Genomic DNA, 12,599 nt, shown 5'->3' with positions numbered 1-12,599 from the left:
GTTCGCCGGTGTTGCGGTGGCGGGCGGGCCGTTGACGGTTCGCCGGTGGTACGGCGGGGAGGTCGTCGTCGGTGTGCCGGTGCTACGGCGTGCAGACCTTCGTCAGTTCGCCGGCGGCGTCGGTGACCGGGCTGATGTCGGGGGTGTCGTCGCCGTTCTTGATGGCGGTGCGGACGTTGTCGACGGCTCGGCCGAGGTCGTCGACGGCCTTGTCGACGTCGGCGTTGTCGGTGGTGTCGCCGATCTTGTCGAGGTTCTGCTCGATGGAGGTGAGGGACTCGTCCGTCTGCGTCGGGTCGTCGGCCGCGTTCTCGACGGCTTGTTGGAGGTCGGTGACGCTGTCGGCTATGGCGTCTGCGGTCTGGACGCAGTCCAGGGCCTTGTTGACGGCGTCGCAGCCGACGGCCGCCGGAACGGCGACGAGTGCGGCGACGACGGCGAATACCGCGGTGCGGCGGCGGTGGCGCGAAGCCATGGAACGGTCCCTCCCCGTGGGCATGATGTGGTCGGCGGACGCACGGCGGGGCCGTGCGTCCGTACCCCTAAGAACGCGAACGGCTAGCGCGTGGTTGCCTCGAGGGCGGCGCGTTGTGCGGCGGCCAGTTCGTCGCAGCCCGAGACGGCCAGGTCGAGCAGGGCGTTGAGTTCCTTGCGGTCGAAGGGCTCGGCCTCCGCGGTGCCCTGGACCTCGACGAAGCGTCCGTCGCCGGTGCAGACGACGTTCATGTCGGTGTCGGCCTTGACGTCCTCCTCGTAGCAGAGGTCGAGGAGGGGGACGCCGGCGACGATGCCGACGGAGACGGCGGAGACGGTGCCGGTGAGGGGCTGGCGGCCGGCCTTGACGAGCTTCCTGCCCTGGGCCCAGGCGACGGCGTCGGCGAGGGCGACGTAGGCGCCGGTGATGGCGGCGGTGCGGGTGCCGCCGTCGGCCTGGAGGACGTCGCAGTCGAGGACGATGGTGTTCTCGCCGAGGGCCTTGTAGTCGATGACGGCGCGCAGGGAGCGGCCGATGAGGCGGCTGATCTCGTGGGTGCGGCCGCCGATCCTGCCGCGGACGGATTCGCGGTCGCCGCGGGTGTTGGTGGAGCGGGGCAGCATGGAGTACTCGGCGGTGACCCAGCCCTCGCCGCTGCCCTTGCGCCAGCGGGGGACGCCTTCGGTGACGGAGGCGGTGCAGAAGACCTTGGTGTCGCCGAAGGAGACGAGGACGGAGCCCTCGGCGTGCTTGCTCCAGCCGCGCTCGATGGTGATGGGGCGGAGCTGGTCGGGGGTGCGGCCGTCGATTCGAGACATGGCGACGAGCCTAGCCGTATACGGGCGAGGGGCCGCTCCGGGTACGGGAAGCGGCCCCTCGGGGGTTCAGCTGCTCACATCATGTCTTCGATGTCGGCTGCGATGGGGTCCGCGTCGGTGCCGATGACGACCTGGATGGCGGTGCCCATCTTGACGACGCCGTGGGCGCCGGCGGCCTTCAGGGCGGCCTCGTCGACCTTGCCGGGGTCGACGACCTCGGTGCGGAGGCGGGTGATGCAGCCCTCGACCTCTTCGATGTTCTCGATGCCGCCGAGCCCGGCAACGATCTTCTCAGCCTTGGTGGCCATGTCCTTCTCCCTGATCCGAACCGCTTTTGTCGCAGTAACCCACAGTTGGCCCATCTTCGCGAGCGGTCATGGTGTCCGTGCCGAAAGATGACGATCACGACAGCTCACCGTTCGCAACTGGTCTACACCACTTTTCAACGGCCGCCAAACCCGGTCCTGTTCCCGGAGGACGCCCATGAGTGCCGACAGCGCCGTCTCACCAGCGCGCGCCCGCTGGAACACCGCCTTCCAGGGGCTCCAGAAGATGGGCCGGAGTCTTCAGCTGCCCATCGCGGTGCTGCCGGCGGCGGGCATTCTCAACCGGCTCGGCCAGCCGGACGTGTTCGGCGCGGAGGGGCTCGGCTGGGACAACGTCTCCAAGGTGATGGGGGCGGCGGGTGGCGCGCTGCTCGACGGTCAGCTCGGGCTGCCGATGCTGTTCTGCGTGGGCGTGGCCATCGGAATGGCGAAGAAGGCGGACGGTTCCACGGCGCTGGCGGCGGTGGTGGGCTTCCTCGTCTACTACAACGTGCTGCGCGCGTTTCCGGAGGACTGTCCGTCGGGCAGCATCGCGATCAAGCTGGGCTGCCAGGCGGAGGACAACTCCGTGGTGGAGTTCACGTACCAGAATCCCGGGGTCTTCGGCGGCATCGTGATCGGGTTGCTGTCGGCGTACTTCTGGCAGCGTTTCCACCGTACGAAGCTGGTGGACTGGCTCGGGTTCTTCAACGGCCGCCGGCTGGTGCCGATCATCATGGCGTTCGTGTCCATCGCGTTCTCGGCGCTGTGCCTGTGGGTGTGGCCGCCGATCGGTGACGGGCTGGAGAACTTCAGCGACTGGCTGGTGGGCCTCGGGGCGTGGGGTGCCGGTGTCTTCGGTGTGGCGAACCGGGCGCTGCTGGTGATCGGTCTGCACCAGTTCCTGAACGTGCCCATCTGGTTCCAGTTCGGCAGTTTCACCAAGCCGGACGGGACGGTGGTGCACGGTGACATCAACATGTTCCTGGCGGGCGACCCGAACGCGGGGCAGTTCACCTCGGGCTTCTTCCCGATCATGATGTTCGCGCTGCCGGCCGCCTGTCTGGCGATGACGCACTGCGCGAAGCCGCATCGCCGCAAGGAGATCGGCGGTCTGATGCTCTCGGTCGCGCTGACGTCGTTCGTGACCGGTATCACGGAGCCCATCGAGTACTCGTTCCTCTTCATCGCGCCGGTGCTGTACGCGATCCACGCGGTGCTCACGGGTGTCTCGATGGCGGTGACCTGGGGGCTGGGGGTGCACGACGGATTCAGCTTCTCGGCGGGCCTGATCGACTACGTCATCAACTGGAACCTGGCGACCAGGCCGTGGGCGATCGTTCCGATCGGGCTGTGCTTCGCCGCGGTGTACTACGCGATCTTCCGGTTCGCGATCACCAAGTTCGACCTGAAGACTCCGGGGCGCGAGCCCGAGGAGGAGGTCGAGGACACGACCAAGGCGTAGCGCCGCCACGGGGCCCGGAGCCCCGTGGCCGCCCGAAGGGCCCCCGGACCTGCCTGGTCCGGGGGCCCTTCGGCATGTATGGAACCACTTCCTCCGCTATGGCCGAGGCCACAAAATCCGCGGGTTCCTTATCCAGCCTTCACCGTGCTACAACAGGTCTACACCACTGAGTGGTGTAGACCACGCCGCTCCCCAAACCCCCTGTCCCCGGGCGGCGCCTTGCCCACTGGAGGAAGTTGTGTCCACGGCCAGCGCCGCTCCCGCGGCCGAGAAGAAGAAGGGTGCCGGCGCGATGGCTGTTCTGCAGCGCATCGGCCGCAGCCTGATGCTTCCGGTCGCCGTCCTGCCCGCCGCCGCGCTCCTGGTGCGCCTCGGCAACACCGACATGCTGGGACGCGAGTCGTTCCCCGGGTTCCTCACCAAGATCGCCGGCTTCATGTCGGCCGGTGGCAACGCCATCCTCGACAACATGGCGCTGCTGTTCGCCGTGGGTATCGCGATCGGTTTCGCGAAGAAGTCGGACGGCTCCACCGCCCTCGCGGCCGTGGTCGGCTACCTCGTCTTCAAGAACGTGCTCGCCACGTTCACCGACAAGAACCTGCCGAAGGTCGCAACGGTCGTCGACGGCAAGGTCGTCATGGTCGACGCGGCCGTGGACGCCAAGGTCCTCGGCGGTGTGGTCATGGGCATAGTCGTGGCCCTGCTGTACCAGAAGTTCTACCGGACCAAGCTGCCCGACTGGGCGGGCTTCTTCGGCGGCCGCCGCCTCGTCCCGATCCTCTCCGCCTTCGCGGGCCTCGTCATCGGTGTCGTCTTCGGCTACATCTGGCCGGCGCTCGGTACGGGCCTGCACAACTTCGGTGAGTGGCTGGTCGGTTCCGGCGCCGTCGGCGCGGGCATCTTCGGTGTCGCCAACCGTGCGCTCATCCCGATCGGCATGCACCACCTGCTGAACTCCTTCCCCTGGTTCCAGGCCGGTTCGTACGAGGGCAAGAGCGGCGACATCTCGCGCTTCCTCGCCGGTGACCCGACCGCCGGACAGTTCATGACCGGCTTCTTCCCGATCATGATGTTCGCGCTGCCCGCAGCCTGCCTCGCCATCGTGCACTGCGCCCGCCCCGAGCGCCGCAAGGTCGTCGGCGGCATGATGTTCTCGCTCGCACTGACCTCGTTCGTCACGGGCGTCACGGAGCCGATCGAGTTCACCTTCATGTTCATCGCGCCGGCCCTGTACGCGATCCACGCGGTCCTCACCGGTGTCTCGATGGCGCTGACCTGGGCGCTCGGCATGAAGGACGGCTTCGGCTTCTCGGCCGGCGCGGTCGACTTCGGCCTGAACCTCGGCATCGCGACCAACCCGTGGGGGCTGGTCCTGGTCGGCCTGTGCTTCGCCGCGGTCTACTACGCCGTCTTCCGCTTCGCGATCACGAAGTGGAACCTGCCGACGCCGGGCCGCGAGTCCGACGAGGAACTGGCGGAGCTCCAGAAGGCGGAGGCCAAGTAGACGAGCCACCGCAGAAGGCCCCCGGAGTCCGCTCCGGGGGCCTTCTCGTGTGTGCGGGGGGCTACACCTCGTAGGACCTGCGGGGCACCGCCAGTTCCACCGGGCCGTCGTACGCGGCCCGGGCGTCCGCCAGGTTGGCCTGGGGGTCCGTCCACGGGGGGATGTGGGTGAGGACCAGCCGGCGGGCGCCCGCGCGGGCGGCCGTCTCACCCGCCTCGCGGCCGTTGAGGTGGAGGTCGGGGATGTTCTCCTTGCCGTGCGTGAACGCCGCCTCGCAGAGGAACAGGTCGCTGTCACGGGCCAGTTGGTCCAGGGTGTCGCTCACTCCGGTGTCCCCGGAATACGTCAGCGACCGGCCGCCGTGCTCGACCCGGATGCCGTACGCCTCCACGGGATGGCGCACCTTCTCCGTGTGCACGGTGAACGGGCCGATCTCGAAGGTGCCCGGCTTGACCGTGTGGAAGTCGAAGACCTCGCTCATCGAGGAGGCGGAGGGCGTGTCCGCGTAGGCGGTGGTCAGCCGCTGCTCGGTGCCCTCGGGTCCGAAGACGGGGATCGGGCCGCAGCGTCCGCCGTCGTGGCGGTAGTAGCGCGCGACGAAGTACGCGCACATGTCGATGCAGTGGTCGGCGTGCAGATGGCTGAGGAAGATCGCGTCGAGGTCGTAGAGACCGCAGTGGCGCTGCAGCTCGCCCAGGGCACCGTTGCCCATGTCGAGGAGCAGCCGGAAGCCGTCGGCCTCGACGAGGTAGCTCGAGCAGGCCGATTCCGCGGACGGGAACGACCCCGAGCAGCCGACGACGGTGAGCTTCATGAGAGCTGGAACCTCCGCGCTGGCGGGAAATGCAAAGGCAGAAACGAAACGGGAACGGGGGTCGTGCGGTCCGTCGAGCGTAAGGCGCAAAAGGTCCCGTCGCTCCTCCGCCAGGGGCCGTTGTGGGCGAACTCACCTGTGCTGTCACCGGTTCGGATGGACGTGGGGCGGGCGGGCCACCGGGCGGGGGCGGCGGCAGGGGCGGCGGGCGGAGGTGCGCGCCGGTACCTTCTACGGTATGGACACGTCCTGGTGGCTCGCCCTGGTGGCCGTGGTGCTGCTCGCGCTGGTTGCGACGCTGGTCGACGGCTGGGGGCGCCGCGGGCGCCGGCCGCCGGGGCGTACGCGTCCGCCGGGCCGGCCGACCGGCCGGACGCCCAGGCCGCGGGGGCGGGTGCCGAAGCCGCGGCCCGCGGAGATCTGGTGGGCGAACGTGCCCTACGAGGACGCGCCCGGCGCGAAGGACCGGCCCTGCCTGGTGCTGTCCGTGCGCGGGGGCCGGGCCACGGTCGCGAAGATCACCAGCAAGTACCACGACGAGCGGGCCGGAGTGATCCCGCTGCCCCCGGGATCGGTGGGCGATGCCCACGGCAGGCCCAGTTTCCTGGAGACGGACGAGTTGCGGCACGTTCCGGTGGGGGACTTCCGGCGGCGGGTGGGGATCGTGGACCCCGTGCTGTGGGACCGGGTGCGCCACCTGTCGTGACCGTCCCGGCGGGTCCCGCCGCGGCCGTCCGTGCGGGGCCGGGGTCCCGGGTCGCGAAGGCCGGACGCCGGACACCGGACGGACCGGGTGTTCCCCGGCCCCTCCGGCGCGCGCTTTCGGAGCCCTCTGCCTAGGCCCAGAGCTGTCCGTGCAGCGTCTCGATGGCCTCTTCCGTGGTCGCGGCCGTGTAGACGCCCGTCGACAGGTACTTCCAGCCGCCGTCGGCCACGACGAAGACGATGTCGGCGGACTCTCCGGCCGCCACCGCCTTCCTGCCGACCCCGATCGCCGCGTGGAGGGCGGCGCCGGTGGAGACACCGGCGAAGATGCCCTCCTGCTGGAGCAGCTCCCGGGTCCGGGTGACGGCGTCCGCCGAGCCGACGGAGAAGCGGGTGGTGAGGACGGAGGCGTCGTACAGCTCGGGGACGAAGCCCTCGTCGAGGTTGCGCAGGCCGTAGACCAGGTCGTCGTAGCGCGGCTCTGCGGCGACGATCCTGACGCCGGGCCGGTGCTCGCGCAGGAACCGGCCGACGCCCATGAGGGTGCCGGTGGTGCCGAGGCCGGCGACGAAGTGCGTGATCGAGGGGAGGTCGGCGAGGATCTCCGGGCCGGTCGTGGCGTAGTGGGCGCCCGCGTTGTCGGGGTTGCCGTACTGGTAGAGCATCACCCAGTCCGGGTGCTCGGCCGAGAGCTCCTTGGCGACGCGTACCGCCGTGTTGGAGCCGCCCGCCGCCGGGGACGAGATGATCTCGGCGCCCCACATGGCCAGCAGGTCGCGGCGCTCCTGCGAGGTGTTCTCGGGCATGACGCAGACGATGCGGTAGCCCTTGAGCTTGGCGGCCATGGCGAGCGAGATGCCGGTGTTGCCGGAGGTCGGCTCCAGGATGGTGCAGCCGGGCGTGAGCCGGCCGTCCTTCTCCGCCTGTTCGATCATGTGGAGGGCCGGGCGGTCCTTGACCGAGCCGGTGGGGTTGCGGTCCTCCAGCTTGGCCCAGATGCGCACGTCCTCGGACGGCGACAGCCGCGGCAGGCGCACCAGAGGGGTGTTGCCCACCGCGGCCAGCGGGGAGTCGTAGCGCATACCGATCAGGCCATGCCGCCGGCCACGGCCGGCAGGATCGTGACGTTGTCGCCGTCGGTCAGCTTGGTGTTGATGCCGTCGAGGAAGCGGACGTCCTCGTCGTTCAGGTAGACGTTGACGAAGCGGCGCAGCTCGCCGCCGTCGACGATCCGGGCCTGGATGCCCGTGTGCCGGGTCTCGAGGTCGGCGAAGAGCTCGGCGAGGGTCTCCCCGCCGCCCTCGACGGCCTTCCGGCCGTCGGTGTAGGTGCGGAGGATGGTGGGGATGCGGACCTCGATGGCCATGATTGCGGGCTCCTGTCGGGAGGAAAGTCGGGTCGGTGGGCGCGCGGCGGCGCTGCGTGCGTAGCGGGACGCGAGGGGGACGCCGCGGCTCCACGGCCGTACGGCGGCAGGAGTCAGCGCGGACAGAGGGCGCTGTTGAGCCTGCACAGGTCGACGTGCAGCCGCGCCACGAGCAGCGTGCCCGGCGTCTTCTCGCTCACGTCGTGGGAAACCATGGGCTCATCGTATCGATTCCCGGCCGGGGTCCCGGAGTGTGATCTCGAATGGTGGATGAATTCTGACCGGAATGCGGGATCAGTAGCTTTCCACCACGGTGACCTCCTCCTCCGTGACCTCGCCCTCGACGATCCGGTAGGAGCGGAACTGGAAGGGTCCCGCCTCGTCGGCGTCGGCCGTGGAGACCAGGACGTAGTGCGCGCCGGGCTCGTTGGCGTAGGAGATGTCGGTGCGGGAGGGGTAGGCCTCGGTCGCCGTGTGGGAGTGGTAGATGACGACCGGTTCCTCGTCGCGGTCGTCCATCTCGCGGTACAGCTTGAGCAGGTCGCCCGAGTCGAACTCGTAGAAGGTGGGCGAGCGGGCCGCGTTCAGCATCGGGATGAACCGCTCCGGGCGGTCCGAGCCGGCCGGGCCCGCGACGACGCCGCAGGCCTCGTCGGGGTGGTCCTGCCGCGCGTGCGCGACGATCTGGTCGAAGAGCTCCTGGGTGATGGTCAGCATGCCGGTCAGGATAAGCAGAAGGGCCGCCCCGTACCGAAGGGTGGTACGGGGCGGCCCGGATGCCGGACGCGTGGGCCGGCTTCCGCTGTCGTCAGCGCTTGGCGAAGGCGGCGGCCTGCGGGTCGCGGCTCTTGAGCACCAGGTAGGAGACGCCCAGGATCAGGGCCCACAGCGGGGCGCAGTAGAGCGAGATGCGGGCGTCCTTGTCGATGCCCATCATCACGATCACCATGCCGATGAAGGCGAGCGAGAAGACGCTGGCCCAGATGCCGCCCGGGGCCCGGAACTCGGAGACCGGGAGTTCGCCGCGGTCGGACTTCAGGCGGTAGCGGATCTGGCAGACCAGGATGATGATCCAGGCCCACATGCCGGAGATGGTGGCGAAGGAGACGACGTAGTTGAACGCCTCGCCGGGCCACTGGTAGTTGATCCAGACGCCCACCAGCATCATCGCGGCGGAGAACGAGGTGCCGATCAGGGGCAGGCCGTTCTTGGTGAGCCGGGTGAAGAAGCGGGGGCCCTGGCCGTTGAGCGCGAGGTCGCGCAGCATGCGGCCGGTGGAGTACATGCCGGAGTTGCAGGAGGACAGGGCGGCGGTCAGGACGACGAAGTTGACGATGGCCGCACCGACGCCGAGGCCCATCTTCTCGAAGGCGGCGACGAACGGGGAGACGCCCGGCTGGAAGTGCGTCCACGGCACGACCGAGAGGATCATGATCAGGGCGCCGACGTAGAAGACGGCGATGCGCCACGGCACGGTGTTGATGGCCTTGGGCAGAACGGTCTTCGGGTCCTTGGACTCGCCCGCGGTGACGCCGACGAGCTCGACCGCGAGGAACGCGAACATGACCATCTGGAGGGTCATCAGGGTGTTGCCGACGCCGTGCGGGAAGAAGCCGCCGTCGCTCCACAGGTGGCTGACCGAGGCCGTGTCGCCCGCGTCGGAGAAGCCCAGGGTGAGGATGCCGGCGCAGATCAGGATCATGCCGACGATGGCGGTGACCTTGACCATGGAGAACCAGAACTCCAGCTCGCCGAAGAGCTTCACGGAGATGAGGTTCGCGGCGTACAGGATGATCGTGAAGACCAGTGCGGTGACCCATTGCGGGACGCCGTCGTGGGTCCAGTACTTCATGTACTGGGCGGCTGCCGTGACCTCGGTCATGCCGGTGATGACCCAGAACAGCCAGTACGTCCAGCCGGTCACGAAGCCTGCGAAGGGGCCGATGAACTCGCGTGCGTACTCCGAGAAGGAGCCCGACACGGGCCGGTACATGAGCAGTTCGCCGAGGGCCCGCATGATGAAGAAGATGACCACGCCCGCGATGGCGTAGGCGAGGATCAGGCTGGGCCCCGCCTTCGAGATGCCCTTGCCGGCGCCGAGGAACAGCCCGGTGCCGATGGCGCCGCCGATGGCGATCATCTGGATCTGGCGGGCGCCGAGACCGCGCTGGTAGCCCTCGCCCTCGTCGGTCGCCGCGCTCTGTACGGCCTCACTGCCGTCGTACTGCTTGTCGACCTGCGATGAGGTCATGGTTGGTGCGCCTTTCTCCATGCCGACCCGAGCCGTCTGCGTGGCCTCGGATCGGGTCCCGATCCCCCCGGATGTGATGGAGCCTGTGCCTGGCCGGCGATCCGCCGGCTCGGTGGCGCACCCGGCGGGACATGGGTGTCGTCCCGTCGGGCGGTCGTGAAGATTTATCACGGCCGCAACAGTGATCGGCGGAGGCGTTCGTGGCGCACACCACAGGAAGAACCGGACAAAAGTCGAGCCGCGCCCCATAGGACGCGGCTGCGGTGACGCGATCGTTATCCGGATTTGAGCGTCCGCTGAGCGAACAACAGAGGGTGGCTTGTCGTGACAGGTCAGGGCATAAGGGTTTCCACGAGGGTCTCCTGGAGGCCGCCCAGCCACAGATAGGCCAGCACCATCGGCTTGCGCGGGTCCTCGTCCGGGAGCCGGTAGAGGAGGTCGGTGTCCTCCTCGTCGACGAGGTCCAGCCGGGCGCCGATCGCCAGCCTCAGGTCGTTGAGGGCCCGCAGCCACTGCTCGGACTCCTGCGCCGACAGTTCGAGGATCGCGCCGCCGTCCCCGGCCGGGGTCAGCGCGTCCAGGGAGCGGATCACCGTCAGCGCGTTGTCCCGCTTGCCCGCGCGCAGGTCGTTCTCCGTGAAGCGGCGGAACTCCGAGGAGTGGGCGCGCTGCTCCTCGGCCTGCTCGGGCGAGTGGGCGTCGACGTCGGGGCCGCCGTAGGCGTCCGGGAAGAGGCGTTGCAGCACGGGGTCGGCGGGCGGTTCACTGGGGCCCTCGGCGAACAGCTCGGCGAGCGGGTCGTCGGGCGCGTTCTCGGCGGGGCCGGGGCCGATGAGCTCCAGGAGCTGCACGGCGAGCGAGCGGATGATGGAGATCTCGACCTCGTCGAGCGCGACGGCCGCGCCGCCGCCGGGGAGCGGTTCGAAGTGTCCTGGCATCAGGTTGCGTCGCTACTTCCAGTACTGCGCGCTGCGGTCGGCCGGTTCGGCCCTGCGGTGCCGCGCCGCGGCCGGTGCGGTCATTTCCGGTCGTGCTGAAGGGTCGCCCACAGACCGTAGCCGTGCATGGCCTGCACGTCGCGCTCCATCTCCTCGCGCGTGCCGCTGGAGACGACCGCCCGGCCCTTGTGGTGGACGTCGAGCATGAGCTTGGTGGCCTTGTCCTTGGAGTAGCCGAAGTACGTCTGGAAGACGTAGGCCACGTAGCTCATCAGGTTGACCGGGTCGTTGTGGACGATCGTCACCCAGGGGACGTCGGGCTCGGGTACGGCGAAGACCTCCTCCGCCGACTCTGTCTTTTCGGTCTCTAGGGGTGCGGGAGCCGTCACACCGCCCATGCTGCCACCTGAGGGGGGCACCCGGCCAAACGAGACCCACAAATCGTCAGTGTGACGAGATGGGAGTACGATCCGTCGTCATGAACACAGCGGACCTTGGGCTGCCGGTGGACGTCCCCTCGACGGCGCTCTTCACGGACCAGTACGAGCTGACCATGCTGCAGGCCGCGTTGGCAGGGGGGACCGCCGAGCGGCGCTCGGTCTTCGAGGTCTTCACCCGGCGGCTGCCGGACGGCCGTCGGTACGGCGTGGTGGCGGGCACCGGGCGCGTCCTGGACGCGGTCGAGAACTTCCGCTTCGACGCGGACGTGCTGGGCTTCCTGGAGGAGAACGGGATCGTCGACCGGCCCACCCTGGAGTGGCTCGCGGCGTACCGCTTCGGCGGGGACATCTGGGGTTATCCCGAGGGCGAGGTGTACTTCCCCGGCTCGCCGATCCTGCGGGTCGAGGGCTCCTTCGCGGAGTGCGTGCTCCTGGAGACCGTGATCCTGTCCATCCTGAACCACGACTCCGCGATCGCGGCGGCCGCGTCCCGGATGTCCTCGGCCGCCGGCGGCCGGCCGCTCATCGAGATGGGCGCCCGCCGCACCCACGAGCTGGCCGCGGTGGCCGCCGCGCGCGCCGCGTACGTCGGCGGCTTCGCGACCACCTCCGACCTGGCCGCGGGCTTCCGCTACGGCATTCCCACGGTGGGGACGAGCGCCCACGCGTTCACGCTGCTGCACGACCGCGAGCGGGACGCCTTCCAGGCCCAGGTCACCTCCCTCGGCCGGGGGACCACGCTGCTCGTGGACACCTACGACGTGGACGAGGCCGTCCGTACCGCGGTCGAGGTGGCGGGGCCGGAGCTGGGCGCCGTGCGCATCGACTCCGGGGACCTGCTGATGGTCGCGCACCGGGTGCGCCAGCAGCTGGACGAGCTCGGCGCGGCCAAGACGAAGATCGTCGTCACCTCCGACCTGGACGAGTACGCGATCGCCTCGCTGGCGGCGGCGCCGGTGGACGCGTACGGCGTCGGCACCCAGCTGGTGACGGGATCCGGCCACCCGACGTCCTCGATGGTCTACAAGCTGGTGGCCCGCGCGGGGTCGGCGGATCCGAAGGCCCCGCTGGAGCCGGTGGCGAAGAAGTCGACGGGCGGCAAGACCTCCGTCGGCGGCCGCAAGTGGGCCGCACGCCGGCAGGACAGGTACGGCGTCGCGGAGGCCGAGGTGATCGGCACCGGGCCCGTGCCCGAGGAACTCGCCGACCGCCTGCTGCTGGTCGAGCTGGTCAGGGGCGGCCGGGTGCTGGCCCGCGAGTCCCTGGACGTCGTCCGCAGCCGGCACGCGGCGGCCCGGGCGAACCTGCCGCTGTCGGCGACCCAGCTCTCGCGCGGCGAGCCGGTCATCCCGACGGAATACGTCTGAGGAATACCTCCGAGGGGCGCGGGGGGGGGGGGGGGGGGCCCCCCCCCCGGCCGCGTGGTCGCACATGAACAAAAGGTTGGCGGGGACGCAAAACAAAGCCCCCCCCCTCCCCGCAACAACAAAACGCCCCCCCCCCCCCCCCCCCCCAAGG

The 12,599-nt window shown here is 69.6% G+C and carries 15 protein-coding genes; 4 read left to right on the top strand and 11 right to left on the bottom strand.

Annotation, left to right across the window (positions count from 1 at the left end):
* Nucleotides 1–82: 82 nt before the first annotated feature.
* The 3 genes from ACZ4NT_RS19215 to ACZ4NT_RS19205 all read right to left on the bottom strand — a co-directional run bounded on the left by ACZ4NT_RS19215 (nucleotide 83) and on the right by ACZ4NT_RS19205 (nucleotide 1,655).
* Complete coding sequence (locus tag ACZ4NT_RS19215) at nucleotides 83–475, bottom strand: hypothetical protein (protein ID WP_121402721.1); 393 nt, start codon at nucleotides 473–475, stop codon at nucleotides 83–85.
* A gap of 83 nt (nucleotides 476–558) precedes the next feature.
* Complete coding sequence (gene rph, locus ACZ4NT_RS19210; RefSeq protein WP_121402719.1) at nucleotides 559–1,293, bottom strand: ribonuclease PH; 735 nt, start codon at nucleotides 1,291–1,293, stop codon at nucleotides 559–561.
* A 74-nt stretch (nucleotides 1,294–1,367) separates the two neighbouring features.
* Entirely contained in the window at nucleotides 1,368–1,655 is a 288-nt protein-coding gene (locus ACZ4NT_RS19205; RefSeq protein WP_121402717.1) for a PTS glucose/sucrose transporter subunit IIB, read from the bottom strand.
* Nucleotides 1,656–1,776: 121 nt separating this feature from the next.
* On the opposite strand from ACZ4NT_RS19205, the gene ACZ4NT_RS19200 reads away from it, so the two are divergent.
* The gene (locus tag ACZ4NT_RS19200) at nucleotides 1,777–3,063 is read left to right on the top strand and encodes a PTS transporter subunit EIIC (protein ID WP_121402715.1); all 1,287 of its coding nucleotides are present in this window, start codon (nucleotides 1,777–1,779) and stop codon (nucleotides 3,061–3,063) included.
* Between the two features lie 238 nt (nucleotides 3,064–3,301).
* Nucleotides 3,302–4,567, top strand: a complete 1,266-nt coding sequence (locus ACZ4NT_RS19195; RefSeq protein WP_467726470.1) for a PTS transporter subunit EIIC — start codon at nucleotides 3,302–3,304, stop codon at nucleotides 4,565–4,567.
* A gap of 61 nt (nucleotides 4,568–4,628) precedes the next feature.
* Here the strand turns inward: ACZ4NT_RS19195 and ACZ4NT_RS19190 are convergent, their stop codons facing one another.
* Nucleotides 4,629–5,381: an MBL fold metallo-hydrolase gene (locus ACZ4NT_RS19190; protein ID WP_121402712.1), complete on the bottom strand. Its 753-nt coding sequence runs from the start codon at nucleotides 5,379–5,381 to the stop codon at nucleotides 4,629–4,631.
* A gap of 238 nt (nucleotides 5,382–5,619) precedes the next feature.
* On the opposite strand from ACZ4NT_RS19190, the gene ACZ4NT_RS19185 reads away from it, so the two are divergent.
* Complete coding sequence (locus tag ACZ4NT_RS19185; RefSeq protein ID WP_467726468.1) at nucleotides 5,620–6,087, top strand: type II toxin-antitoxin system PemK/MazF family toxin; 468 nt, start codon at nucleotides 5,620–5,622, stop codon at nucleotides 6,085–6,087.
* A gap of 130 nt (nucleotides 6,088–6,217) precedes the next feature.
* Here the strand turns inward: ACZ4NT_RS19185 and ACZ4NT_RS19180 are convergent, their stop codons facing one another.
* From ACZ4NT_RS19180 to clpS, 7 genes are all read right to left on the bottom strand, one after another.
* Nucleotides 6,218–7,168, bottom strand: a complete 951-nt coding sequence (locus ACZ4NT_RS19180) for a cysteine synthase (protein WP_121402710.1) — start codon at nucleotides 7,166–7,168, stop codon at nucleotides 6,218–6,220.
* Nucleotides 7,169–7,173: 5 nt separating this feature from the next.
* Nucleotides 7,174–7,452, bottom strand: coding sequence for a MoaD/ThiS family protein (locus tag ACZ4NT_RS19175; protein WP_121402709.1), 279 nt, complete (start codon nucleotides 7,450–7,452; stop codon nucleotides 7,174–7,176).
* Between the two features lie 113 nt (nucleotides 7,453–7,565).
* Entirely contained in the window at nucleotides 7,566–7,667 is a 102-nt protein-coding gene (locus ACZ4NT_RS19170; RefSeq protein ID WP_356134259.1) for a putative leader peptide, read from the bottom strand.
* A gap of 79 nt (nucleotides 7,668–7,746) precedes the next feature.
* Nucleotides 7,747–8,169, bottom strand: a complete 423-nt coding sequence (locus ACZ4NT_RS19165; RefSeq protein ID WP_121402706.1) for a M67 family metallopeptidase — start codon at nucleotides 8,167–8,169, stop codon at nucleotides 7,747–7,749.
* A gap of 91 nt (nucleotides 8,170–8,260) precedes the next feature.
* A complete protein-coding gene (locus tag ACZ4NT_RS19160; protein WP_121402705.1) occupies nucleotides 8,261–9,703 on the bottom strand; it encodes an amino acid permease in 1,443 nt (480 codons plus the stop codon).
* A 332-nt stretch (nucleotides 9,704–10,035) separates the two neighbouring features.
* The gene (locus ACZ4NT_RS19155; RefSeq protein WP_467726465.1) at nucleotides 10,036–10,641 is read right to left on the bottom strand and encodes a DUF2017 domain-containing protein; all 606 of its coding nucleotides are present in this window, start codon (nucleotides 10,639–10,641) and stop codon (nucleotides 10,036–10,038) included.
* 80 nt (nucleotides 10,642–10,721) lie between these two features.
* Nucleotides 10,722–11,039 (bottom strand): ATP-dependent Clp protease adapter ClpS, encoded by a 318-nt coding sequence (clpS, locus tag ACZ4NT_RS19150; RefSeq protein ID WP_121402701.1) that lies wholly within the window; start codon nucleotides 11,037–11,039, stop codon nucleotides 10,722–10,724.
* Nucleotides 11,040–11,119: 80 nt separating this feature from the next.
* On the opposite strand from clpS, the gene ACZ4NT_RS19145 reads away from it, so the two are divergent.
* On the top strand, nucleotides 11,120–12,448 hold the full coding sequence (locus ACZ4NT_RS19145) for a nicotinate phosphoribosyltransferase (protein WP_121402699.1): 1,329 nt from the start codon (nucleotides 11,120–11,122) through the stop codon (nucleotides 12,446–12,448).
* The last annotated feature ends 151 nt before the right edge of the window (nucleotides 12,449–12,599 follow it).

It is taken from the genome of Streptomyces sp. NPDC026417 (assembly GCF_055567695.1).
This window is presented reverse-complemented; position numbering and strand designations above follow the sequence as displayed.